23 protein-coding genes are annotated in these 24,717 nt (G+C 66.4%); all 23 read right to left on the bottom strand.

Annotated elements, in window-relative coordinates; genetic code table 11:
- Window positions 1–282 precede the first annotated feature (282 nt).
- Window positions 283–846, bottom strand: a complete 564-nt coding sequence (gene ahpC, locus NFH98_RS19785) for an alkyl hydroperoxide reductase subunit C (protein ID WP_045992348.1) — start codon at window positions 844–846, stop codon at window positions 283–285.
- A 221-nt stretch (window positions 847–1,067) separates the two neighbouring features.
- On the bottom strand, window positions 1,068–1,769 hold the full coding sequence (locus NFH98_RS19780; protein ID WP_108132021.1) for an RNA polymerase sigma factor FliA: 702 nt from the start codon (window positions 1,767–1,769) through the stop codon (window positions 1,068–1,070).
- Window positions 1,770–1,791: 22 nt separating this feature from the next.
- Window positions 1,792–2,226, bottom strand: a complete 435-nt coding sequence (locus NFH98_RS19775) for a flagellar protein FlhE (protein WP_213231728.1) — start codon at window positions 2,224–2,226, stop codon at window positions 1,792–1,794.
- 2 nt (window positions 2,227–2,228) lie between these two features.
- Complete coding sequence (flhA, locus tag NFH98_RS19770; RefSeq protein WP_348827285.1) at window positions 2,229–4,310, bottom strand: flagellar biosynthesis protein FlhA; 2,082 nt, start codon at window positions 4,308–4,310, stop codon at window positions 2,229–2,231.
- 49 nt (window positions 4,311–4,359) lie between these two features.
- A complete protein-coding gene (gene flhB, locus NFH98_RS19765; RefSeq protein ID WP_045992351.1) occupies window positions 4,360–5,538 on the bottom strand; it encodes a flagellar biosynthesis protein FlhB in 1,179 nt (392 codons plus the stop codon).
- Window positions 5,539–5,699: 161 nt separating this feature from the next.
- Window positions 5,700–6,362 carry a protein phosphatase CheZ gene (gene cheZ / locus NFH98_RS19760; RefSeq protein ID WP_213231734.1) on the bottom strand — a complete coding sequence of 221 codons (663 nt, stop codon included), beginning with the start codon at window positions 6,360–6,362 and terminating at the stop codon, window positions 5,700–5,702.
- A gap of 26 nt (window positions 6,363–6,388) precedes the next feature.
- Complete coding sequence (gene cheY, locus NFH98_RS19755; protein WP_213231736.1) at window positions 6,389–6,778, bottom strand: chemotaxis response regulator CheY; 390 nt, start codon at window positions 6,776–6,778, stop codon at window positions 6,389–6,391.
- A 41-nt stretch (window positions 6,779–6,819) separates the two neighbouring features.
- On the bottom strand, window positions 6,820–8,538 hold the full coding sequence (locus NFH98_RS19750; RefSeq protein WP_348827284.1) for a methyl-accepting chemotaxis protein: 1,719 nt from the start codon (window positions 8,536–8,538) through the stop codon (window positions 6,820–6,822).
- A gap of 41 nt (window positions 8,539–8,579) precedes the next feature.
- Window positions 8,580–9,638 carry a protein-glutamate methylesterase/protein-glutamine glutaminase gene (locus tag NFH98_RS19745; protein WP_045992355.1) on the bottom strand — a complete coding sequence of 353 codons (1,059 nt, stop codon included), beginning with the start codon at window positions 9,636–9,638 and terminating at the stop codon, window positions 8,580–8,582.
- A 69-nt stretch (window positions 9,639–9,707) separates the two neighbouring features.
- The gene (locus tag NFH98_RS19740; RefSeq protein ID WP_222516297.1) at window positions 9,708–10,580 is read right to left on the bottom strand and encodes a CheR family methyltransferase; all 873 of its coding nucleotides are present in this window, start codon (window positions 10,578–10,580) and stop codon (window positions 9,708–9,710) included.
- Window positions 10,577–12,724, bottom strand: coding sequence for a methyl-accepting chemotaxis protein (locus tag NFH98_RS19735; protein WP_348827283.1), 2,148 nt, complete (start codon window positions 12,722–12,724; stop codon window positions 10,577–10,579). Before NFH98_RS19735 ends, NFH98_RS19740 begins: the two co-directional genes overlap by 4 nt.
- A 92-nt stretch (window positions 12,725–12,816) precedes the next feature.
- A complete protein-coding gene (locus NFH98_RS19730; protein WP_348827282.1) occupies window positions 12,817–14,577 on the bottom strand; it encodes a methyl-accepting chemotaxis protein in 1,761 nt (586 codons plus the stop codon).
- A gap of 65 nt (window positions 14,578–14,642) precedes the next feature.
- Window positions 14,643–15,146 carry a chemotaxis protein CheW gene (locus tag NFH98_RS19725; protein WP_045992359.1) on the bottom strand — a complete coding sequence of 168 codons (504 nt, stop codon included), beginning with the start codon at window positions 15,144–15,146 and terminating at the stop codon, window positions 14,643–14,645.
- A complete protein-coding gene (gene cheA / locus NFH98_RS19720; protein WP_349623068.1) occupies window positions 15,143–17,377 on the bottom strand; it encodes a chemotaxis protein CheA in 2,235 nt (744 codons plus the stop codon). Before cheA ends, NFH98_RS19725 begins: the two co-directional genes overlap by 4 nt.
- A gap of 23 nt (window positions 17,378–17,400) precedes the next feature.
- Entirely contained in the window at window positions 17,401–18,372 is a 972-nt protein-coding gene (gene motB, locus NFH98_RS19715) for a flagellar motor protein MotB (protein WP_348827280.1), read from the bottom strand.
- Window positions 18,369–19,241, bottom strand: coding sequence for a flagellar motor stator protein MotA (gene motA, locus NFH98_RS19710; RefSeq protein ID WP_045994770.1), 873 nt, complete (start codon window positions 19,239–19,241; stop codon window positions 18,369–18,371). Before motA ends, motB begins: the two co-directional genes overlap by 4 nt.
- Window positions 19,242–19,574: 333 nt before the next feature.
- Window positions 19,575–20,162 carry a flagellar transcriptional regulator FlhC gene (gene flhC / locus NFH98_RS19705; protein ID WP_045994769.1) on the bottom strand — a complete coding sequence of 196 codons (588 nt, stop codon included), beginning with the start codon at window positions 20,160–20,162 and terminating at the stop codon, window positions 19,575–19,577.
- Entirely contained in the window at window positions 20,159–20,485 is a 327-nt protein-coding gene (locus NFH98_RS19700; protein ID WP_045994768.1) for a flagellar transcriptional regulator FlhD, read from the bottom strand. The genes flhC and NFH98_RS19700 overlap by 4 nt, the downstream gene beginning before the upstream one ends.
- A 290-nt stretch (window positions 20,486–20,775) precedes the next feature.
- Window positions 20,776–21,066: an EscU/YscU/HrcU family type III secretion system export apparatus switch protein gene (locus tag NFH98_RS19695; RefSeq protein WP_045994767.1), complete on the bottom strand. Its 291-nt coding sequence runs from the start codon at window positions 21,064–21,066 to the stop codon at window positions 20,776–20,778.
- Entirely contained in the window at window positions 21,063–22,385 is a 1,323-nt protein-coding gene (gene fliK, locus NFH98_RS19690; RefSeq protein WP_348827279.1) for a flagellar hook-length control protein FliK, read from the bottom strand. Before fliK ends, NFH98_RS19695 begins: the two co-directional genes overlap by 4 nt.
- Window positions 22,382–22,825, bottom strand: coding sequence for a flagellar protein FliT (gene fliT, locus NFH98_RS19685; RefSeq protein WP_349623067.1), 444 nt, complete (start codon window positions 22,823–22,825; stop codon window positions 22,382–22,384). The genes fliK and fliT overlap by 4 nt, the downstream gene beginning before the upstream one ends.
- Before the next feature lie 16 nt (window positions 22,826–22,841).
- Window positions 22,842–23,252 carry a flagellar export chaperone FliS gene (gene fliS, locus NFH98_RS19680; protein WP_045994764.1) on the bottom strand — a complete coding sequence of 137 codons (411 nt, stop codon included), beginning with the start codon at window positions 23,250–23,252 and terminating at the stop codon, window positions 22,842–22,844.
- A 36-nt stretch (window positions 23,253–23,288) separates the two neighbouring features.
- Window positions 23,289–24,692, bottom strand: coding sequence for a flagellar filament capping protein FliD (gene fliD / locus NFH98_RS19675; protein WP_348827277.1), 1,404 nt, complete (start codon window positions 24,690–24,692; stop codon window positions 23,289–23,291).
- Window positions 24,693–24,717: the final 25 nt, after the last annotated feature.

The following is a 24,717-nucleotide window of genomic DNA, read 5'->3' as shown; positions in this document are numbered from 1 at the left end:
TGGTCTGCGGCGGGGGCGTAGTGCCGGTATCGGCGAACTGGCCGATCATTGGGCCGCAGAATCCCCACCGGGCCGAAGGACCCGATCTCGCATAAGCGACTGGTAGGACGACCGAGACGAACGACCCGGTGGGGAAAAGGGTGTCACCTCAGGGGTGACGGGCGCCTCTGGCGAGGCGCCGTGACTGCGACAAGGGACACTAAGGCTGAGTCAGCCAGCCTTGGCGCAGTCACATCTTGCTCAAGACACTTTCGGTCAAGTGTCAGATCTTGCGGACAAGGCTTAGATCTTGCCGACGAGGTCCAGGGACGGCGCCAGGGTCTCTTCGCCTTCCTTCCACTTGGCCGGGCACACCTCGTTGGGGTGGGCGGCGACGTACTGGGCAGCCTTGACCTTGCGCAGCAGCTCTTCGGCGTTGCGGCCGATGTTGCCGGCGTTGATCTCGACGATCTGGATCTTGCCCTCGGGATCGATGACGAAGGTGCCACGCTCGGCCAGGCCGTCTTCCTCGATCAGCACCTCGAAGTTGCGTGAGATGGTCAGGGTCGGGTCGGCGATCATCGGGAACTGCAGCTTGCCGATGGTCTCGGAGCTGTCGTGCCAGGCCTTGTGGGTGAAGTGGGTGTCGGTGGAGACGCTGTAGATCTCGACGCCCAGCTTCTTGAATTCTTCGTAGTTGTCCGCCAGGTCACCAAGCTCGGTCGGGCAGACGAAGGTGAAGTCGGCCGGGTAGAAGAAGACGATGCTCCACTGGCCTTTCATGTCGTCGCTAGAGACGTCGACGAACTCGCCGTTGTGGTAAGCGGTGGCCTTGAACGGCTTGACTTCGGTGTTGATCAGGGACATTCCCGTCTCCTTTGAGCGATGGGTGTGTTGTCTGAAGACAGGGCTCACCTTACGCAGAAACGAGCAATTGGATAAATTGAATGGTCCGATAATCCTGATAAGAGATGGCTATGGGGTGGCTGTTCCCTCTAGTCGGCCGCTCTTTCTAACCTGCCGTTTTGCCGGTGGTTTTCTTCTTTCGCTTTCTTCTTTCGCTTTCTTCGCTGAGTTGTCGGAGCGGCTCAGTGCTCGCTTAATCGCGCGCGCAGTCGGCTCACCGCCTGGCTATGGATCTGGCACACCCGGGACTCGCTGACTCCCAGCACGGCGCCGATCTCCTTGAGGTTGAGCTCCTCCTGGTAGTAGAGCGCCATCAGCAGTTTTTCCCGCTCGGGCAGCTCGGCGATGGCGGCGACCAGCGCCTCGCGGCGTTCGCCGTCGAGCAGTTCGGCCAGCGGCGCCATGCCGATCTGGTCGCTGAAGCGATGCTCGTTGCCTTCGGCGAGCAATTCCTCGAAGGGCATCAGCTGGCCATTGTTGACGTCGCTCAACAGGCGTCGGTAGCTGACCAGGTCCATGTCCAGCGCCTCGGCGATCTCGTGTTCCTCCGGGGGGCGGCCGAGGCGCTGCTGCAGCTCGCGGGTGGCCTCGTCCAGTGCCCGGGCCTGGCGGCGTACGCTGCGCGGCAGCCAGTCGCGGCTGCGCAGTTCGTCGAGCATGGCGCCGCGCACCCGCTGGCTGGCGAAGGTCGTGAACTGGGCGCCCTGGCTTGCATCGAAGCGCCCCAGCGCCTCCAGCAGGCCAACGATGCCGGCCTGGATCAGGTCATCCAGGTCGACCCCGGCGGGCAGCTTGACCTGCAGCGCCAGGGCCTGGCGACGCACCATGGGGAGGTAGGCTTCGAGCTGGGACTGATGCTCCATTCTGCCTTGTGCGGTGTACATGGCACTTTCCTCTGGGACAGCCTCAACGGTGGTTGACGATCACGCTCATGCCGTCGACAACGAGCGGCGACTCACCATCCAGGAGACGAAAACGAAAGACGAAGGGGCCGGCGGCGTCGAGGCCGGCGAAGTGTTCGGTGCTGCCGTGGGCGGCCTTAAGGCGAAGGCAGCGCTGTCCATGGCACAGGCGACCCTGCAGGCGGGCGCCAGGCGCTGCGTGGTAGCGCCACACCACCCGTTCGATCACACCCTCGACGCTGGCGGAGGGCGGCGTCAGCGGTCGCGACGACTGGTCGAGCTGGCTCGAGGCGACGGTCATGCGCGGGGCGTTGGCGGTCCAGGCACCGGGGAAGGCCTGGGCGCCGCTGGCGATCAGCCACAGTGCCAGCAGGGCGAGTGTCGCCAGGCGCCTCGGCGCACACTGGGTTCTCCGGGCAAGGATCAAGGTTGGGAGCATGGTCACATTCCCCCGACCTGATGGGTGACGCGCAGCATGCGGTCGTCGGGGATCTCGGCCTGGGACATCACCACCAGGTGGCGCAGTCGACGGCGCAGGAAGCGTGCCAGCACCGGGCGCAGGCTCGGGGTGACCACCAGCACCGGCGGCTCGCCGGTGGCCTCGTGGCGGCCCAGCGCCGCCTCGGTCTGGTCCATCAGGGTCTGGGCCAGACCCGGCTCCAGGGCGCCGTTGCCGTTCATGGCCTGGTGCAGCACCTGTTCGAGCTGGGGCTCGAGGCCGATGACGTTGAGCGATTCCTGTCCGGCGAACCACTGCTGGGTGATGGCGCGGCCGAGCGCGATGCGCACCAGGGCGGTCAGCTCGCTGGGGTCCTGCTGATGGGGTGCGTGCTCGGCCAGGGTATCGAGGATGGTGCGCAGATCGCGGATCGACACGTCCTCGTCCAGCAACTGCTGCAGTACTCGGGTGAAGGCAGTCAGCGACAGCGCCTTGGGCACCACCTCCTCGACCAGCGACTTCTGCTCTGCGCTGAGCTTGTCGAGCAGCTTCTGCACCTCCTGGCGCCCCAGCATCTCGGAGGCGTGGCGGTGCAGCAGGTGGTTCAGGTGGGTGGCGACCACGGTGCTGGCGTCGACCACGGTGTAGCCGTAGACCTGGGCGCGTTCGCGCTGGCCGGCGTCGATCCACACCGCCGGCAGGCCGAAGGCCGGGTCCTGGGTCGGGGTGCCGTCCAGCTCGCCGGACACCTGGCCGGGGTCGATGGCCAGCCAGCGCCCGGGCCAGGCCTCGGCGCGGCCGATCTCGGCGCCCTTCAGGGTGACCCGGTAGGTGGAGGCGTCCAGCTCCAGGTTGTCGCGGATATGCACCACCGGTGGCAGGAAGCCGACCTCCTGGGCGAACTTCTTGCGCACGCTCTTGATCCGGCCAAGCAGTTCGCCCTGCTGGCGCGCGTCGACCAGCGGAATCAGCCGGTGGCCGACCTCCAGGCCCAGGGTATCGACCAGCTGGACGTCGTCCCAGCTCGCCTCCGGGGCTTCCGGGGGTGGCGGCGGGGCGGCGCTTTCCTGCTCTTCGACCAGGCGCTTCTCGGACTGGCGGGTCAGCCACCAGGCCAGGGTCGCAAGCAACCCGGTAAACAACAGGAACACCAGGTTGGGCATGCCCGGCACCAGGCCCAGCAGACCCATCACCCCGGCCGCCAGGATCAGCACCTTGGGATTGACGAACAGCTGGCTGATCATCTGCTGGCCGACGTCCTGGTCGGTGTTGACCCGGGACACCGTGACGCCGGCGGCGGTAGAGATCACCAGCGCCGGGATCTGGGCCACCAGGCCGTCGCCGATGGTCAGCAGGATGTAGGTGCGGGCGGCGTCGGAGAAGGCCATGTCGTACTGCATCAGGCCGATCATCAGCCCGCCCAGCACGTTGACCACCATGATGATCAGGCCGGCCATGGCGTCGCCGCGCACGAACTTGCTGGCGCCGTCCATGGAACCGTAGAAGTCGGCCTCCTGGGCCACCTCGGCGCGCCGTCGCTTGGCGTCTTCCTCGCCGATAAGACCGGCGTTGAGGTCGGCGTCGATGGCCATCTGCTTGCCCGGCATGGCGTCGAGCATGAAGCGTGCGCCCACTTCGGCGATGCGCCCGGCGCCCTTGGTGATGACCATGAAGTTGATGATCACCAGGATCAAGAACACCACCAGACCCACCGCGAAGTTGCCGCCGACCAGAAACTGGCCGAAGGCCTCGATGACCTTGCCGGCGGCGTCGCCGCCTTCGTGGCCATTCATCAGCACCACCCGGGTGGAGGCCACGTTGAGCGATAGCCGCAGAAGGGTGGTGAACAGCAGCACCGCAGGGAAGGCGGCGAAGTCCAGCGGCTTTTCGGTGAACATGCTGACCAGCAGCACCATCACCGCCAGGGCGATGTTGAAGGTGAACAGCACATCCAGGGCGAAGGGCGGCAGCGGCAGGATCATCATCGCCAGGATCATGATGATCAACAGCGGGCCGGCCAGCACCTTCATCGGGATCTCGGCCATCCAGTCGCGGCGGGTCAGGTACTGGGACAACGGCTTCATCCGTGGTCTCCCGCCGGGCTGGCGATGGCGCTGTGGTCAGGCGCTGGGGTCATGGTTGTCTCTCGTCTGCTGTCACATTGCGCTCTGGCGTGGAGGCGGCCACGGCAAGCTCTGCCGGCACCTGGATGGATTCTGGGGCGGGCGGCGGCGTCTCGCCTTCGCTGGCGGCGCGTTTGAGGCCGAAGGCCCAGGCCAGCACCTCGGCCACCGCGGTGTAGAGCTCCATGGGAATCTCGCGATCCAGGTCCACGTGGCGGTACAGGGTGCGCGCCAGGGGCGGCGCCTCGAGCAGTGGCACGCCGGCCTCACCGGCCAGCTCGCGGATGCGCGCGGCCACCGCGTCGGCGCCCTTGGCGACGACCCGTGGTGCGCCCATGCTGCCTTCGCGGTAGCTCAGCGCCACCGCGTAGTGGGTGGGGTTGGTGACCACCACGTCGGCGTCGGGCACCTGGCTCATCATGCGGCCTCGGGCCATGGCCTGCTGCTGCTGGCGGATGCGGCCCTTGACCTGGGGGTCGCCCTCGGACTCCTTGTGCTCCTGCTTGATCTCTTCCTTGCTCATGCGCAGCTTCTTGGCGTGGCTCCATAGCTGGTAGGGCACGTCGATCAGGATCACCACCACCAGGGTCAGCACCATCAGCGCGCTGGCCTCGGCGGCCAGCTTCATCGATGCCGCCAGCGCCGCGGCGATGGGCAATTCCATCAGGCTCAGCGCCTCACCCCGATGCAGGTAGACGAAGCCCAGGCCGACCCCGCCCACCAGCACCGACTTGGCGATGGCCTTGCCCAGCTCCGCCAGGGCCTGGGTGGAGAACATGCGCTTGAGGCCCTTGACCGGGTTCAGCTTCGACGCCTGGGGCTTGAGCGCCTTGGCCGACACCAGCCAGCCGCCGAGCAGCGCCGGCGCCACCAGCGCGATCAGGGTCAGCAGCAGAAACAGCGGAATCAGGCTAAGCAGGGTGCGACTGCCCAGGTCCAGCGCCTGGGACAGCATCGGCATGGTCTCCATGGCCTCGCGGCGCTCGAACAGGAAGGCCTGCTCCATCACGCTGCCCAGCTGGCCGTAGAGCATGGCACCCATGGACCACAGCCCGACCACGCCGCCGAGCAGCAGCATGAAGGTGGCGAGTTCCCGCGAACGCGCTACCTGGCCTTCCTCGCGCGCCTTCTCAAGGCGTCGCGGGGTGGCCTCTTCGGTCTTTTCCTGATCGCTGGAGCTGTCGGCCATGGGGGATCAACGGGCACAAGTTCTGGTATGGCCCATTGTCCCTTGGGCAGGCCAGTTCAAAGGCCCGAAAAGGTGACGAGAAAGAGGGCTTACCCCCTGATGGGGGAAGCCCTGTGTGATCCCGGGAAGGGATGGTAGGCGCGCGGCCCTTGGCGAGGCGGCTAGAAACCCAGTTCGTCGAGCAGGTCGTCGACCTGGTCCTGGCTCGCCACCACGTCGTTGCTCTCAGGCTTGACCTGGGGGCCGTTGAGCAACGAATCCTCGTTGCGCCGGCGCAGGCTGTCACGGGCTTCGCTCTCGGGCACGCTGTCGATCAGCACCTGCACCAGCTGGTCCTCGATCTCGCGGATGACGTCCATCATGCGCTTGATCACCTGGCCGGTCAGGTCCTGGAAGTCCTGGGCCATCAGGATCTCCAAAAGCTCCTTCTGGGTGGCCTGGGTGTTCTCCGGCACCATCGTCAGGTAGGCACGGGTGTCGCTGACCAGGTCGCGGGCCTCGTCGAGCTCCTTGGGGGCGTCGAACCACTGCTGCCAGCGATCGTCCAGCGCCTTGGCGTGTTCGCTCAGACTATCCTGTAGCGGCTGGGCGCGGTCGATGGCGTTGAGCGAGCGTTCTGCCGCCTGTTCGGTCATGGTGGCGACGTAGCTGAGGCGGTCACGGGCGTCGGGGATGGCCTCTGCGGCCTTTTCGATCTCCTTGTCCAGGCCCAGCTCGCGCATGCTTTCACGCAGCATGCGGGTCAGCTGGCCGATGCGCTGGACCAGGTCGTCGCCCTGGGCGTTGGGCCCGGGGGCGGCGCTGGCGATCTGCTGTTGTGTCATCGTTGTCTCCTCGTGGCGCCAGGGCGTCACATACCGAGCTTTTCGAAGATCTTGTTGAGTTTTTCTTCGAGGGTGGCAGCGGTGAACGGCTTGACCACGTAACCGTTGGCGCCGGCTTGCGCCGCGGCGATGATGTTTTCCTTCTTGGCCTCGGCGGTCACCATCAGGACCGGCAGCGACTTCAGGGCATCGTCACCACGGATGGCCTTGAGCATCTCCAGGCCGTCCAGGTTGGGCATGTTCCAGTCGGAGACCACGAAGTCGAAACCGCCTTCACGCAGTTTTGTCAGGCCGTCCTGGCCGTCCTCGGCCTCTTCCACATTGGTGAAGCCCAGCTCCTTGAGCAGGCTGCGCACGATGCGGCGCATGGTGGGAAAGTCATCCACCACCAGGATGCGCATGTTCTTGTCGGCCATTGATACGGGTCCTCGTCGTCGTTATCGCTTGGGGTGGAGGCCTAGAAGGCCTCCCATTCGGTTTCGTCGTGTCGCTGGCTCGCGCGGGCCTCGGGCTCGCGGCGACCATCGCTGCTGTCTGTGCTGCGGCCATCGTCATCGAGGTCGTCAGGGCCGCTGCCAGTTCTCGCGGTCAGCGGCTGCCCCGGCGCGCTTGACGGCATGTCAGGGCCATCTGTCTCGAGCCCTGCTGGCAGGCGGAACACTTCCACCTCGGCGGCCAGCTGGCGCGCCTGCAGTGCCAGGTCTTCGGCGGCGCGTGACACCTGCTGCACCAGCGAGGCGTTCTGCTGGGTGGTCTGGTCCATCTGTACTACCGCCTGGCCGATCTGTCCGATGCCGTCGCTCTGCTCGCGGGAGGCCACGGCGATCTCGTCGACGATGTCGAGCACCCGGCGCACCGAGCTGACCACCTCTGCCATGGTCTCGCCGGCCTGGCGGGCGAGTCGGGTACCACCGTCGACACGGCTGGTGGAGGTCTCGATCAACGACTTGATGCGACCGGCGGCCTCGGCGCTGCGACTGGCCAGGCTGCGGACCTCGCCGGCGACCACCGCGAAGCCGCGGCCCTGTTCGCCGGCCCGTGCCGCCTCCACCGAGGCGTTGAGCGCCAGGATGTTGGTCTGAAAGGCGATGGCATCGATCATCCCGGTGATCTCGCTGATCTGGCGCGAGTCCTGGCTGATGGTTTCCATGGTCTCCACCACCTGGCTGACCACCTGGCCACCCTGCTCGGCGGTGGTTGAAGCCTGGCTTGCCAGATGGCGTGCCTGGCCGGCGTTGTCGGCGTTCTGGGACACCGTGGTGGTGAGCTGCTCCATGCTGGCGGCGGTCTGTTCGATGGAGGCCGCCTGCTGTTCGGTGCGGGTCGCCAGATCGACATTGCCCGAGGCGATCTCGTGGCTGCCGCTGGCCATGCGGGTGCCGCCCCGGCGAACCTCGCTGACGGTCTGGCCAAGCTTGAGCTGCATTTCCTGCATGGCACGAAATAGCTGGCTGATCTCGTTGTCGCCCCGCACCTGGATCGGTCGCGACAGGTCGGCGTGGGCGATGGCGTCCAGGCTCTCTACCGCCCGTGCCAGCGGCTTGATCACCAGGCTTTTCAACAGCAGGTAGGCGCCGGCGATGGCCAGCAGGATCATCGCCAGGGCCGCCAGCTCCAGCCCGCGGTCCAGGCGTGACTGACGCTCGAAGTCGCTGACGATGGTGTTGCCGCGGGCGTCGGCGTAGCTGCTGAATTCATCGAGTGCCTGGTTGAGCTCAGCAAGTTCGGGGGCGAGCGCCAGGCTACCGGCCTCGAAGCCTTCGCTGTCGCCATCGCGCAGTGCCTCGATCAGTTTGACGGCGCCGTCCATGACCACCGGGTAGCGGTCCTCGATGCGTCCGCCGACGGCCTCACCCTGGGAGGTGCGGGGGACGGCAGCGAAACGGTCGAAGTGGGACTCGGCACTGACGATCAGCTCCTGGGCTTTGTCCAGCCGATCCAGTTGCTGGCTGGTGGCGGCGACCTCGATCTCCAGCAGTGCCTCGTTGAGCAGGGCGTCACCGCGATTGACCGCGTTGAGCTGCTCGACGTTGATGCGGTTGAGCAGCGACAGGGTGTCGGCAGCCTTGTGACTGCTCAGCATGCCGATCCCCAGGCCGATGACCGAGGCGACCAGCAGGCTGGCCAGCATCACGATCATCAGGGTGTGCAGGCGAATATTGCGTAGTAGTGACACGGTGAACTCCTTGAGCGAATACGCCCTTCCCTGGGCGACCATCAGACGCGCTGGGCACGGCCAGCGGCGGCGACCAGCGCGAGAATCCTCGGCGCCACTTCAGGCAAGGCGACGGTTTCGTCCGCCCCTCCCAGGGCGATGGCTTCCCGCGGCATGCCGAACACCACGCAGCTGGCCTCGTCCTGGGCCAGGGTGGAAGCGCCGGCCTGGCGCATCTTCACAAGGCCGGCGGCGCCGTCCTTGCCCATGCCGGTGAGCAGTACGCCCACCGCGTTGGCGCCCGCCAGGCGTGCCACCGAGTCGAACATCACGTCTACCGAGGGGCGGTGGCGATTGACCGGCGGTCCGTCGTGCAGCCGGGCGATGTAGTTGGCGCCACTGCGGGCCAGCTCCAGGTGCATGTCACCCGGGGCGATGTAGGCGTGGCCGGGCAGCAGGCGCTCGCCGTCGCTGGCCTCCTTGACCGAGATCTGGCACAGCCGGTCCAGGCGCTCGGCGAAGGAGCGGGTAAAGCCGCCGGGCATATGCTGGGTGATGATGATGGCGGGGCTCGCCGCCGGCAGCGGCTCGAGCACCTGGCGGATGGCCTCGGTACCGCCGGTGGAGGCGCCGATGGCGACCAGCTTCTCGCTGCCGATGATGGGTGCCGACAGGCGCCTGGGCGGCTCCTGGTTCGGTCGCGTCTGGCGGGGGCGCGAGCGTGCCGCGGCGCGGATCTTGGCGGCGATGTCATTGGCGTAGTCGAGCATGCCGTCGCGGATGCCCAGGGTCGGCTTGGCGACAAAGTCCACCGCACCCAGCTCCAGCGCGCGCAGGGTGATGTCGGAGCCGGCCTGGGTCAGCGACGACACCATCAGTACCGGCATCGGGCGCAGCCGCATCAACCGCTCGAGAAAGTCGAGGCCATCCATGCGCGGCATTTCCACGTCCAGGGTCAGCACGTCCGGGTTATGGCGCTTGATCAGATCCCGCGCCACCAGCGGATCGGGCGCCACCGCCACGACCTCCATGTCCGCCTGGGACTGGATGATTTCCTTCAACAGGTTGCGAATCAGGGCCGAGTCATCGACGCACAACACCTTGATCTTGGGGGCGCTCAAGCAGCTCTCCTAGGGGGATGGGCCAGTATCTGTGTTATCGGCTGCCGGGGAGGGATCTTTAGGCGTCGTTCAGCGCCCGGCCAGTCGATAGACGGTCTGGCCACGCAGACGGAAGGCGTCGCTGATCTGGGAGAAGTTCTCTGAATGGCCGGCGAACAGCAGGCCGTCGGGCTTGAGCAGCGGTGCAAAGCGTTCGAGGATCCGCGTCTGGGTCGGCTTGTCGAAGTAGATCATCACGTTACGGCAGAAGATCGCGTCAAACTTGCCTTCCAGGCCCCAGCTCGGGGCGAGCAGGTTGAGCGATTGGAACGCAACACGTTGGCTGACGTCGGGATGAATCCGCGCCATGCCCTCGTGGCGGCCCTTGCCACGCAGGAAGTGGCGCCGCTTGAGGCCCTCGTCCAGCCGCGCGAGCTGCTCGATGCTGTAGACCCCGGCGCGGGCCCGGGCCAGGGCGTCGGTGTCGATATCGGTGGCGATGACCTCGAACTTGCCGGTATTGCCGCTGAAGACATCGCTCAACGTCATGGCGATGGAGTAGGGCTCCTCGCCGGTGGAGGCGGCGGCACACCACACTCGGTAACCGCCGGTACGGCCACTGGCGTGCTCGGCCAGCAGCGGAAAGTGGTGGGCCTCACGGAAGAAGGCCGTCAGATTGGTGGTCAAGGCATTGGTGAACGCCTCCCATTCCCTGGCATCCGGACGTCGTTCGAGTCTTTCCAGATAGTCGCTGAAGCGGGTCAGACCATGATGGCGCAGGCGCTTGGCCAGACGGCTGTAGACCATCTCGCGCTTGTGCTCGGCCAGCACGATGCCGGCCCGCTCATGGATCAGCTGACGAATGCGGCTGAAGTCGCGCTCGGTCAGCAGCAGGTCACGCTCGAGCGAGGGGATCCCCTCGCTCGTGCTCCAGCTGCCTGGTGGTGCCAGGGGCTCGTTCAAAAGGCTTCCCACTCCTCATGGTGTGTCTGGGCGGCGGGCGCCGGCTCGCGTCGCGGCGCACTGTCGTCGGTCCGTGGGTCCTGACGCTCGCGCTTCTCGCTCACCGTTTCCTGGGCCGAGCCCTTCAGGCGGAAGGCGCGAATGGCGAAGGCCAGTGCCTCGCTGTGGGCACGCAGCTGGTAGGCGGCGGCGGCGGAGGTCTGGACACGGGCGGCGTTCTGCTGGGTCACCTGGTCCATCTCGGTCACCGCCTGGTTGATCTGGACGATGCCGTTGCTCTGCTCGTTGGAGGCGGCGGTGATCTCCGCCATGATGTCATTGACCCGGGTGGTGGCTTCCATGACCTCGGTCATGGAGGCTTCGGCCTGGCGCACCAGTTCGGCGCCGCCGTCGACCCGCTGGTTGGCGTCGTCGATCAGCCCACGGATCTCGCTGGCGGCATCGGCGCTGCGGCCGGCCAGCTTGCGTACCTCGCCGGCCACCACCGCAAAGCCACGACCCTGCTCGCCGGCCCGGGCGGCTTCCACCGAGGCATTCAGCGCCAGGATATTGGTCTGGAAGGCGATGGCATCGATGGTGGAGATGATCTCCGCCATCTTGCGCGAGCCCTCGGTGATCTCGCCCATGTTGCCCACCAGGCGCTGCATCAGCTCGCTGGTGGCCTGGGTGCGCTCGGCGTTGTCCGAGGCAAGACCACTGGCCTGACGCGCGTTGTCGCTGTTGTGGGCGACGGTGGTGGTCATCTCTTCCATGCTGGCGGCGGTCTGCTGCAGCGACGACGCCTGCTGCTCGGTACGCGCCGACAGGTCCTCGTTGCCCCTGGCGATATCGGCTACCGCCGGGGTGACCTGGCCGATGGCCTTGTTGACGTCGCCGATGATGCTGCCGAGGCTCTTGCGCATCACGTCGAGGCCGGCGATCACGCGGCCCATCTCGTCGCGCCGGGCGCTGGGCACCTCGGCGCCCAGGTTGCCCGAGGCGATCTGCAGGCTGAAACGCTCCACTTCGCGCAGCGGCTTGAGCATGGCACGCAGGGTCAGGCCACCGATCAACACCAGCAGCAAAAGGCCCGCACCGAGCACCCCGGCAAGCACCATCAGCATGGTCTGCTGCATCTGACTGGCTTTTGCCGCCAGGGCGTTGGCGGCGGCCTGCTTGTCCTGGATCAAGGTGGTGACCCGATCGGACAGCGCCTTGCCCTCGGCCTCTACCACGCCGATGTGGTTGGGCAGGGCGACGAACACCTCATAGCTGTCTTCACCCGTGAGGATATCGATCGACTTGCCCAGGGAGTTCTCCAGGTACTCATTGAGCTGGCGCTCGAAGATGTCGGCCAGGGCGGTCTGGTTGACCTCGCGTTCGCGATAGCGCTCCCACAGTCCGCCGAGGCTCTGCTGGATCACCGAAAGCTCGGCGGCGTGCTCCTCACGCTTGTCCATCAGCGCCATGCGCTCCTTGCCCACCAGCGACGAATACCCCTGGGTGATCAGTTGATCCATGCGCTGCAGGCTGGCCACGTCCTGCAGGCCGTCCTGGTGGATGGACGCCAGATAGCCCACCGACTGACGCTCGGCGTAGAGCCCGATCGCACCGCTGGCCGCCAGCAGCACCGCCGCCACCCCGATCAGCCCGATCAGACGCGCCTTCATGCTCTTGAGGTTCAGTCGTCCCAGGGCACCGAAAAGCCCGCGCCGGCGCAGCTGGCCCTGGCGCAGGGCGTAGCGGGGGCGGCGCTTGCCGGCGCGGTAGTCGGCGTAGGCGCGCTCGGCCAGGGCGATCTCGTCGCTAGATGCCTTGACCCGCACCGAGGCGTAGCCGACCACCTCGCCGCCTTCTTCCAGCGGCGAGACGCTGGCCCTGACCCAGTAGTAGTCGCCGTTCTTGCGGCGGTTCTTGACCAGCCCCTGCCAGGTCCTGCCGGCCTGCAGGCACTTCCACAGGTCGGCGAAGGCGGCCGGCGGCATCTCGGGGTGGCGCACCACGTTATGGTGTTCGCCGATCAGTTCGTCGCGGGCAAAGCCGCTGACCTCGACGAAGGCCGGGTTGGCGTAGGTGATCCGGCCCTGGAGGTCGGTGCGGGAGATCAGGAAATGATCGTCATCGAGCACGAATTCCCGCTGGGTGGTCGGTTGATTGTTTCGCATCTTGCCCCCTGCATGGTCGTTTTCTTGTGTCGTTGTCGCGGGTGCTGCCCGAGGTCATTAGGGGTGTCCCCGGGCAGCCCTGAGTGAGGTCGTCAGAACGACTCCCACTCGTCGTCGCTGCTGCTGTCGTGCTGGCTGGTGCTGGTACTGGTGTTGCTGTTGGTCTGGCCGGCTCCGGGTCTTTGCCCGGCGTGGCGGCTGGCCTCGGCGTCGCGCTGGCTCGATCGCAGTGCCGGCATCCAGCGGGCCAGTTCGTCCTGGCTGTGGTCGGCATCGGCCCCGCTGTCGGCCAGCTGGAAGCGGCTCATGGTGGCGGCCAGACGGCTGGCCTCGGCCTCGAGCTGGTTGGAGGCCGAGGCGGCCTGCTGCACCATCTGGGCGTTCTGCTGGGTCACCTGTTCCATCTGGTTGATGGCGTCGTTGACCTGGCCGATGCCGTGGCTCTGCTCGCTGGTGGCCGAGGCGATCTCGTCCATGATGTCGCTGACGCGAGTGACCGAGGTGACCAGTTCCTGCATCACCTGGCCGGCCTCATCCACCAGTTCGGTGCCCGAGCCGACCTGGTTCAGCGAGGCATCAATCAGCTCGCGAATCTCCCGTGCCGCCTCCGACGAGCGGCTGGCCAGCTTGCGCACCTCCTCGGCGACCACCGCAAAGCCGCGGCCGTGCTCGCCGGCACGCGCCGCCTCCACCGAGGCGTTCAGCGCCAGGATGTTGGTCTGGAAGGCGATGGCGTCGATGGTGCCGACGATGTCGGCGACCCGATGAGAGCCCGAGCGAATGTCGTGCATGGTGGTGACCACGCTTTGCATCACCTCGCCGCCGCGGCCGGCGGCGCTGCTCGCTTCGTTGGCCAGTTGACTGGCCTGGCGGGCGTTGTCGGCGTTCTGGCTGACGGTGGAGGACAGCTCCTCCATGCTCGAGGCGGTCTCCTCCAGCGACGCGGCCTGCTGTTCGGTGCGCGCGGACAGGTCGTTGTTGCCGCCGGCGATATGCTGGGCACCCTGGTAGATCAGGTTGCCGCTGTCGCGTACCGCGCCCACGGTGCCGGCCAGCCCCGCCTGCATCTTGGCCAGCGAGGCGTAGAGACGGCCGATCTCGTTGTTGCCGCGCTCGGGAATCTGCTGGTCCAGGCGACCGGACTCCACCGCCTCGAAGTAGCCGACCAGCCGCCCCAGCGGACGAATCACGTTGACCGTGACACCCCACAGCACGCAACCGATGGTCAGGGCGGCGATAATCAGCACGGCGACGATGGCCCACTGCAGCAGCCCCATGTTCTCGAGGAAGGTGTCGTAGAGCGCGGCGCCGTTGCTCTCGGCGGCGACGAAGAAGTCCACGGCTGCCTGGTAGAAGGCGTCGCTGAGCGCGATCAGGCCTTCACGATTCTGGGTGAAGGCGTCGGTGTCGCCCTCTGCCAGCGCCGCCCGCTGCGGGATCAGCCCCTGGTCGACCAGGGCGCGGAAGGCCGCTTCCACCGCGGCGATGCGCTCGGCCTGTTCGGGGCGGCTCGGCAGTGCCATGAACTCGGCGAAGGTGGCCTCCAGGGTGGCCAGGTCGTCGTCGAGGGCAGCCGCCGCCTCGATCAGCGGTTCACGCTCCTCGGGCCACACCGCGTCGAGCAGTCCGGCCTGGATGTCGCGCAGTTCGAGCTGCAGGAACAGCTGTTGGGAGTTGGCCCGGTTGAGGGCGGATTGCTGGTCGACGTTGACCTCGTTCAGGCGCTGGATCGAGTCTTCGCTGAGCGAGGTGATATAGAGGCCGAGGGCGCTGAGCAGCGCCACCAGCAGGGCGAAGGTGCCCAGGACCAGCGTCCAGCTCAGCCTTACCGTCATGTCATTGAGTCGCTTCACGTGCCTTTCCTGTACGGGCGTCGTTTCAAGGGTCCAGGGACCGGATAGATCGGGAGCAGAGGGCGTCAGGCGCCGTCACCGGCGTGTTCGACCAGGGCCATTTCGTCGCTGGTCAACAGCTTGTCGATGTCCACCAGCACCAGCATGCGGTCCTCGAGGCTGCCCAGGCCGCTCAGGTAGTCCGACGACAGGGTCACGCCGAACTCCGGGGCCGGCTTGATCTGTTCCGGGGCCAGGGTCATCACGTCGGATACCGCATCGACCACGATGCCCACCACGCGGGTGCCCACGTTGACCACGATCACCACGGTCTGGCCGCCGTACTCGACCCGCTCCAGGCGGAACTTGATGCGCAGATCGACGATGGGAACGATGACGCCGCGCAGGTTGGTCACGCCCTTGATGAAGGCCGGGGCGTTGGCGATGCGGGTGACGTTCTCGTAGCCGCGGATCTCCTGGACCTTGAGGATGTCGATGGCGTATTCCTCGTCGCCCAGGGAGAACACGAGGAATTCACGATGGCTCAGGTCGGTGGCCGCCTGTGCTGCCAGATCGGTGTGCTGGTTCATGCTGAAAGGTCCTCCGTCAGGGGCTGGGATTCAGGCAAAAGGTGGGCGCCGCGAGTATCGTGGTGGCGTCGCTGTTTCTTCTCGCGGTCGAGGCGGTGCAGATCGGCGATGTCCAGGATCAGCGCCACGCTGCCGTCACCCAGGATGGTGGCGGCGGACACACCCGGCACCCGCCGGTAGTTGGTTTCCAGGTTCTTGACGACCACCTGCTGCTGGCCGATCAGGTCGTCCACCAGCAGGGCGTAGCGGCGCCCTTCGCCCTGGACGATGACGGCGATGGTCTCGGTGATCTCGGTGCGGGCGTTGGCCACGTCCAGCGCCGAATGGACCGCCACCACCGGCAGGTACTCGTCGCGCACCTGCAGTACCTGGTCGTCGCCGGCCATGGCGTAGAGGTTGTCGCGGGAGGGCTGCAGCGACTCCAGCACCGCCGACAGCGGCAGGATGAAGGTCTCCTCGCCGACCCGAATCGACATGCCGTCGAGGATCGCCAGGGTCAGCGGCAGCACGATGCGGGTGGTGGTGCCCTGGCCCTGGCGCGACAGGATCTCGACGTGACCGCCCATGGCCTGGATGTTGCGCTTGACCACGTCCATGCCGACCCCGCGGCCGGACACGTCGCTGACCTGGGCGGCGGTGGAGAAGCCGGGGGCGAAGATCAGTTGCCACACCTCGTCATCGCTCATCGCGTCGGAGACGTTCAGGCCGCTTTCGCGGGCCTTGGCCAGGATGCGCTCGCGGTCCAGGCCGGCGCCGTCGTCGATCACCTCGATCAGGATGTTGCCGCCCTGGTGCTGGGCCGACAGGGTCAGCCGCCCGGTCGCCGGCTTGCCGGCGGCAAGGCGCGCCTCGGGCGACTCGATGCCGTGGTCCAGGCTGTTGCGTACCAGGTGGGTCAGGGGGTCGATGATGCGCTCGGTCAGGCTCTTGTCGAGCTCGGTGGACTCGCCCTCGGTGGTCAGCTCCACGTCCTTGTCGAGCTTGGAGGCCAGGTCGCGGACCAGCCTTGGGTAACGGCTGAAGATGTAGTCCATCGGCACCATGCGGACCGACATCACCGCCTCCTGCAGATCCCGCGCATTGCGCTGCAACAGGCTCATGCCGTTGAGCAGGCGCGGATCGGCGGCGGCGTCGAGCTCGCTGACGGTCTGGTCGAGCATCGACTGGGTGATGATCAGCTCACCGACCAGATTGATGATCTGGTCGACCTTGTCCACCGAGACGCGGATGGAGCTGGCCTCCTTGACCGGCTTGGCGCTGGTCTTGCGCTGCTGGCGCGGCGGGGACGAGCCGGCATCCGCGGTAGTGGCGGCGGCGGGGGCAGTGGCAGCAGCGGCGGCGGGGCCGGCATCAGCGCCGGGCGTCGCAGCGACTGGCTCGGCCGCAGGCGCTGGGGCGGCGGGGGCTTTTTCTGCGGTATCGCCGGCGCCAGCGCTTTCCGGGGCGCTGTCAGTGCCGGTAACGGGGGCTGTGTCAGCGACACTCTGGCAGGGACCTATCTCGACCTGGTCGGCCTCGGCGATAAAGCACATCACCGCCTCGATATCCTCGGCGCTGACGCTGGTGGACAGCACCACCTCATGGCGCTGGGCGTCGCCGCGTCGCTCCAGCACCTCGCCGAGCTGGGCCAGCTCTTCCACCAGCAGCTCGCGGTCCTTGTCGGCGACGCCGATCAGCGCCACCACCAGGGCCGTGCCGTCGTCCTGTGAAGGCGCTTCACTGGTGGCGGCTTGATCCGCGGGCGAGTCGGGGGGCGGAGCCGTCGCCGCCGGGGCGGGGGCCGGATCAGCCGCTGCCGCCGCCGCAGGTGCCGCAGGCTCGGCGCCGCCGTCCAAGGCCTGGCCAATCTCCTCCAGTGCCAGGGTCTTCAGGGTCTGACAGATGCGCTCGTAGGCCTCCTGGTCCGGCGCCTGTTCGTTGCGGTAGGCGTCGAGCTGGTCGTTGAGCATGTCCTTGGTTTCCAGAAAGGTGTCGACGATGTCGGGGCGAAGGCGCAGCTCGCCGCGCCGGGTATGGTCGAGCAGGTTCTCGAACAGGTGGGTGGTGCGCTGCAGGATCTCGAAGCCGAACGTACCGGCGCCGCCCTTGATCGAGTGGGCGGCGCGGAAGATGGCGTTGAGCTGCTCGGTGTCCGGCGCTGCTGGGTCCAGCTCCAGCAGATGGCGTTCCATGTCCGCCAGCAGTTCTTCGGCTTCCTCGAAGAAGGTGTCGTAGAAGTCGGTGATATCCATGCCTGTGTCACCCTTGTTCTGGTTCAGTGCGGCTCGTCTGGCGGCGACGCTGGGGAATTGGCCAGGGCGGTGTGAAAGCGTGCCTCGATGTCCTCGAGGGGACCGGCGAGCTGGGCCTCACCGCTTCCCCTAGCGGGCCTGGGGGCTCGCGGATCCAGGGTGCCGGGGTGGCGAATCAGCTCGGCGACGCTGGGAAACAGCACCACCAGTTCGATACGTCGATTGATCGGGTCATCGGCGTCGGTGCCAGGCATCACCACCTGGTCGGCGAGGCCTGCCACTCGCAGCAGCTTGTCGCTCTCGAGGCCGCCATCGAGCAGCTCCCGGCGCGAGGCGTTGGCGCGGTCCGAGGAAAGCTCCCAGTTGCTGTAGCCGCCCCGGCCGTTCAGGTAGGCCAGGCTGTCGGTATGGCCACTGATGCTCAGGTCGTTGGGCAGGTCGTTGAGCAGTGGCGCCATGGTGCGCAGAAGATTGCGCAGGTAGGGCGCCACGCGGTCGCTGCCGAGGGCAAACATTGGCCGCTGCTCGTCGTCCAGCAACTGGATGCGCAGCCCCTCCTGGGTCATGTCGAAGCGCAGCTGGTCACGCAGTCCACGCAGGCTGGGGTCCTGCTGGATGGCCAGCTCGATGCGCTGCTGCAGGTCACGGAAGGCGCGTCGTTGCTGCTCGCTGGGGCGGGTCTGGCGCTTGAGGTCGATGCGCATGCGCTCGCCCTGCTGGCTGGTCACGTCGGGCCCACCGCCGGGGATGACCTGGGGGCTCATGGCCACGCTGTCGCCATTGGTCATGGCGGCCAGCAGCGGCATGCTGAAGTAGTCGGCCACGCCCTCGCGGGTCTCGCGGCTGGCGGAAGACAGGATCCACATCACCAGAAACAGCGCCATCAGCGCCGTCATGAAGTCAGCCAGGGCAATCTTCCAGCTACCGCCATGGTGGCGATGCACCACCTTCTTGCGGCGGATGATGATCGGTCGGCGCTGGTTGGGGCTGCTCATGCGGCCCCCGCGCTGGCCTTGGCGTCACGCACATGGTCCTCGAGCTCCTTGAAGCTCGGGCGTTCGCTGGTGTGCAGCGCCTTGCGGCCGAACTCCACCGCCAGCTGCGGCGGATAGCCGTGCAGACTGGCCAGCAGGGTAACCCTCAGGCACTGCAGCATCTTGATCGACTCGCCGGTCTGGCGTTCGATGCGGTAGGCCAGCGGGCTGATGAAGCCATAGCCGAGCAGGATGCCGAGGAAGGTGCCGACCAGGGCGTGGGCGATCATCACCCCCATCTCGGCGGGATCGGCGGCGGTGACGCTCAGCGCCTTCACCACCCCCATCACCGCGGCGACGATGCCGAAGGCGGGCATGGAATCGCCGACCTTGGCGATGGCGTCGGCAGGAATATGCGCCTCCTGCTCGAACATCTCGATCTCGTGGAGCATCAGCTCGTCGATTTCCATCGGGTCCATGCTGCCGGCCACCATCAGGCGCAGGTAGTCGGTCAGGAAGTTCATGATCATCGGGTCGGCGACGACCTTGGGGTACTCGCTGAACAGCGCACTTTCGGCGGGGTTGTCGATGTCGCGCTCGATGCCCAGCATGCCGTCGCGGCGCACCTTGGCCAGCAAGCGGTAGAGCAGCGCCATCAGCTCCATGTACATGGCCTTGTCGTAGCGCTTGGAGCGCCTCAGACGAGGAAAGATGCGGAAGGTCGCCTTGAGCGCCTTGCCGTGGTTGGAGGCGATGAAGGCGCCAACGCCGGCGCCACCGATCATCAGCAGTTCGGTCGGCTGGAACAGCGGGCCGAGGCTGCCGCCGGAGAGCACAAAGCCCCCGAATACCGACAGCAGCACGACCGCGAATCCAATAGGTATCAGCACGACGACTATCCTTTGCAGAGACGTGGAAGACGTTCTGCTTCAGTTATCGGCGTGCCGGCGACAGACTTGAGCCGTGAAATCACCGTTCAACGAAAAAATATGCAGGATCGGTGGGCCCAAGGAAGAAGGGGGAGAGAGTAAAGACAGAGTGAAGGTAGAGAGGTAGAGAGGGAGAGAGCGGAGAAAGAGAGGGTAAGAGAGTGAGAGGGCGAGGGGGTGGGGCCTAGCGAGAAGGGAGTAGGGCGAGTGAAACAGGGCGGATAAACGCAGACTGGACTGCCGCAGGGCGCCCCGACAAGGAGTCGCCCTGCGGCCTGCGGTGGTAAAGAGGGGTCAAGCCAGATGCTTGACCGGCCCTGCAATCGCTGGCGTCTCTGCCGCCTTGGCGGCCTCGTCCTTCTGCGCCTGGCGACGGCGGGTCTTGCCGGCGCGGGACGGTGGCTGGCAGATGCCGCAGACGTAGTCGTGGCTCGGCGAGTGAGCGTGGGCCACGAAGTTGCCATGACAACGGGTGCAGGGCGTCAACTGCAGCAGGTCGCTTTCAAAAAAGCGGATCAGCGTCCAGGCCCGGGTCAGCCCCAGCACCGGCTCGGCGGCGTCGATGTCGATCTGCTCGGTGTACAGCCGGTAGGCCTTGACGAAGGCCTCCATGCGCTCGCATCCCTGGTCCTGCAGGCGCTGATAGAAGGCGTAGAACAGCGACGAGTGGATGTTCGGCAGCCAGGTGATGAACCAGTCGGTGGAAAACGGCAGCATGCCTTTGGGCGGTGACATGCCGCGGACCTCCTTGAACAGCCGGATCAGGCGGGCCCGACTGAGGTCGGTCTCGGTTTCCAGGACCTGCAGACGCGCACCGAGTTCGATCAGGTCGATGGCGAGCTGCACCTGATGCATCTCCTGGACCAGGCTCTTGGTGCTCATGTCAGCGCGCCTCCGGTAGAGGCCGCGCTGCAGGCCATCAACAGCGAGGAGTGGAGGTGAGCCAGGCCCTGTTCCCGCGGGTTGTCCACCACCTGACGCAGTTGCTCGGTGGAGCCGAGCCCCAGTTGGCAGAGCAGTTGGTTGGTGCGTGACAGCCGGGTCAGCTGGCGTGCATTGAAGCTTTCCAGCAGCTCGGCCTGTTCTTCGCTGATGTTCAGACGCAGACGGGCGGTGGTGCGGTCTTCGGCCAACAGACGTTGGGCCAGCAGAAGATAGGCAAGATTCAACTCCTGAATCTCGTCGATCAGTGACTGATTGCTCATGGGTTCCCTGCCTTGATCGTTTTTTTTGCTGATCATCGCCAGCTTTAGGTATTGCCGATATACCTGAATAGGTGCGGACGGACACTATCGGAACTTTTTGACGTTTAAGTGTCAGGTCCGTGTCCACCATTCGAGGTATTGTCGATTGCTATCAGTGTGGCGCAAGCCAGGAGGGAGGAAAAAGCTTCAACGGTGTCCGTTTGATGTGTATCAAGAAAAGTGAATATTCAAAGAAAACCGATATTTACGACGCCAAAAAAACCCAAGTTTAATTAGTCCTGTACATTTTATTACATTCTGTTTCGCGAGTCGCTCGCATTTAGCTCGCCTACCCACACCAGCAGTTCGGCGATCACCTGGTAGAGACGAGGCGGAATCTGCTCGTCCAGATCGAGCTGCATCAACAGGCCCACCAGCGCCGGTTCATCATGGACGTGGATTCCCTGGCGGCGGGCTTCGTCGATGATGCGCTCGGCGATATCACCGTAGCCCTTGGCGATCACTCTCGGTGCCTGATCATTTTCACCATAGCTCAGCGCCACCGCATGGCGGCGTGAGGGTGCGGGTTGGTCATCGCTCACTTGGGAAGCTCCTCGGCAGACCTGCTGTCACCTTCGGTGATGGTCAGCTCCACCCGGGCGAAGCCATGGCCCTCAAGGCGCTGTATCAGTGTTTCGCGCCCTTGCTCGAGTCGATCCCTCAGGCCCTCGGCGGACGTCGCCAGGCGCAGGCTCAGGTGCTCTTCACCGAGCAGCGCGGACACCCTGAGCGAGCCATGTTCGGCCAGCTCCAGTTCCAGCTCGGTGCGCCAGGCGTGTTCCTCGTCCTTGTTGTCATCGCGGCCCTTGCCGCCGCCCTGATGATCCGGCTCCCGTTGCGGGGGATGAATGGCGAGCGCCATGAACAGTCCGCTCCAGACGTCGCCTTCCCAGCGCAGCACCGGGGTGGCCAGCATCTCGAGCTGGTGGCGCACCAGCGGAGCGAGGCTCTCGTGGACGCCGCTTGGGGATGCGCCCTCGCGACGGGCGGCGGCGGCATCGCCCGACGTGCTCGAGACGCCCTGGGCATCGGCGGCGATCGTCGTCGCCAGGCTGGGCAGATAGCCGGCCGGCTGGGAGCTGCGCCAGGGCGCCAGCGGGAAGGCGGGCGCAATGTTCTGTCGAGTGCTCGGTTGAGTGTTCGATTGCCCGAGCGTTGCGTCTGCTTTGGCAGAAAGCTGACCAGAGCCGGAAACGGGGGAGTGCCCAGAGGTCTGAGCATTCGCCTCGCTGGCCATTGGCCGAAACACCAGGGCGCGCCACATCTGGGGCTCCCGTGCCAGCTGGGCGCGGTCCAGGTTGCCGTGAAACCAGCGATTGAGGTGGGACTCGTAGAACAGGCCGCTGTCGCGCACGCGCTCGCCCAGGCGCTCGGCGAGCATCGTGACGGCGGGCCCCGACGGGCCAGTGGCCAGCCCGGCCGTTGCGCTGGTTGCCGTGGTGGCCGGGGCGCCGTGTGTGGCGCCTAGCGTCGACGGCGACGCGCTCGGGGCCGCTTGTTGGGCGGGGCTCGCCGTCAGCAGGGGACCCGTCGATGTCAGCGCCGAGGGCGGCGCCGGAAAACGCGCCAGCAGCTCGGCGATGCGAGCACCCGGTGCGCTCAAGCGGGTGATGGTGGAGGCGGGACGATCGCTGTCGGTGGGGACCTCGGCGTTCGGTGTTGCCGGGCGCTGGCCGGTGGTGGCGGCGGCTTGCTGCGGCCGCCGTGCGTCCAGGCGCGAGTCGCTATGGACCGCGCCTGGCCCCCGTCCCGGGTCTACCGGCTGGACCGGGGCGTTGGGGTCCTTGGTCGGGGGCACGTCGACACGCTTGCCCAGCACCTGGTGGAGCAGGGTATCGATCAGCGGTGTGATGCCGCTCACGGCGTCTCGCGTCGAAAGCGGGTGCCGGCGTTGACCACCCGGCCACCGGCGTAGGCGCGGTGCAGGTCCTGCTGGTTGCGCGACACCTTGAGCAGTTCGCCGAGTTCGTCACGGCGGTGAACCAGCTTTTCTCGCAGCGCCAGATCATTGACCAGAATGGCCTCCAGCAGGCTGCCCAGGCGCTGGCGCTCGTCGGCGTCGAGGCTTGCCATCGGTGCCGCGCCATCGAGTGTCGCTCCATCACGTGCAGCGCTGTCGAGAGCGGCAACCTGGCTGACATAGTCGCCCTCAATAGCAATCAGCTCGTCCCAGGCGTGGTCGGCGGCCAGCGACAGCATCTGTTCGGTCAGCGCCAGCAGCGCCTCATAGCGAGACAGCAGGGGGGCTTGAACATCTGGGCCTTGGGTATCTGGGCCGTGGTACTCGGCAAGCGGTGGCATCTAGGACCTCAAGCGCTCAGGAGTGGGTGGTGGTGCCGATCTCGCGCCAGGCCGAGGCGATATCCTCGATCAGGCGTTCGGCTTCGTCGAGGCCACTGGCGTCGTTGCGCAGGTTGGCGTCGAGCAGGCGGCGCGCTATGTAGTCATAGAGGCTGTCGAGCTGCAGTGCCACCTCTCCGCCCTGCTCGCCGTCCAGCACCGCGCGCAGGCCGCTGTTGACGATATCCAGTGCCTTGGAGATGGCGGCGCCCTTGGCCGGAATATTACCGTCTTCCAGGTGCAGGCGGGCGGCGCGAATCGACGCCTGGGCGCCGTCGAACAGCATCACGATCAACTGGTGGGGGCTGGCCGACATCACGCCGCTCTCCACCCCCATGCGGGCGTAAGCGCCGGCGCCGCGGCCATAGGTGGCCTGTGCTTGTGTCACTGGTTGTCTCCTCGGCTGGGTCTGGCGGGCTCAGGGCTATTGGTTCAGCTGGGCGTTCAGCGCATCGAACTGCTGGGTCAGGTAGCTGCTGGTCTGGTTCATGCTGGCGATCATGCTGTCCAGCTGCCCGAATTGGCTGCGGTAGCGCTCCACGGTGGCATCGATGCTCTGCTCGGTGCGCTCGTACTGGCGATCGAGACTTTCCATGCGGGTCTCGAGCCCGCTGGTAGCATTGTCGAGCAGGCCGCCGTCATCGAGGATGGCGCCCAGGGTGTCGTCGAGGCTGTCGGCAAGACCTACCCCGTCCTCGCCACCGGTAAAGAAGTCGGCCAGGTCGCCGCGCTCGCTGGAGATGACCTCGTCGAGTCGCTCGTCATCGAGTTCAAGGGTGCCGTCGAGCTGCAGGGTGATGCCGATATCGCTGAGGGTGCGGAAGTCACCCTGGGCCACGCCGCCGGACAGGGTGCCGCGCAGCCGCGATTCGATGCTGCGCAGGGTGGCGTCGCCAAGCAGTTCGCCCGAGGCACCGCTTTCGGCGTCGAAGCTGGTCAGCGTGCCCATGGTGTCCTTGAGCTCGTTGTAGCTGTCGACAAAGCCGCTGACCGCTTCACGCAGGGCCAGGTTGTTGTACTCGACCTTGACCGTGGTCTCGCCGACGTCCGTCAGGGTCAGGTCGACGCCCTCGATGGCCCCCTCGACGCTGTTGGAGGCACTGGTGATGGCGATGCCGTTGACCGTCAGTGCCGCGTCTTCACCGGCCACCGACTGGTGCATGCCGGCGCCGGTGTCGTCGGGGTCGGGGCTTGCGATGTCGAACGCCAGCTTGGCCTGCAGCTCGGTATCGGCAGCGTCATCCGGCACGAAGCTCACGGCGCTGATCGACGCCTCGGCGCCGGTCTTGTCGCTCGACAGCACCAGACGGTAGGGGTTGTCGGCGTCGCCGGTATTGATGATCGAGGCGCTGACGCCGGCCTCGGCGTCATTGATGGCGTCGCGCAGTCCCTCCAGGGTGCTGTCTTCCTGGCTCAGGCTGATGCTGACGTCTTCGCCACCCACGGTAAGGCTCAGGGTGCCGGCGCCCAGCTCGCTGTCCCTGGCGTCGAAGCCGTCGCTGGCCAGGCTCTGGGCTCGGGCCAGCCGGGTCACCTCGACGTCGTAGCGGCCGGGGCTCGCCAGTTCGCTGGCGCTGGCGCTGATCCCCTCGCCCTCGACGCTGCTGGACAGGCTCTGGTAAAGCGCCGGGTCGCCGAGCTTGTCGACCGCCTCCTGGAAGCTGTTCAGCGCGCCTTCCAGGGTGCCGTAGGCGGAGATCTTGGCCTGATAGCTCGCCTGCTGGGCCACGATGGGCTCCAGCTGCTTTTGCTCCGCCGCCTCGAGCTGATCGAGCAGCCCGTTGAGGTCGATACCGGAACCGATGCCGAGCGATGAGATCGAGGCCATGTCGTCCTTCCTGTGTGATGGGGGC

Source organism: Halomonas sp. H33-56 (assembly GCF_040147035.1).
In the GTDB taxonomy this organism is placed as follows: Bacteria; Pseudomonadota; Gammaproteobacteria; order Pseudomonadales; family Halomonadaceae; genus Halomonas; species Halomonas litopenaei.
The sequence above is the reverse complement of the archived record's forward strand: the minus strand, read 5'-3'. Positions and strand labels throughout refer to the sequence as shown.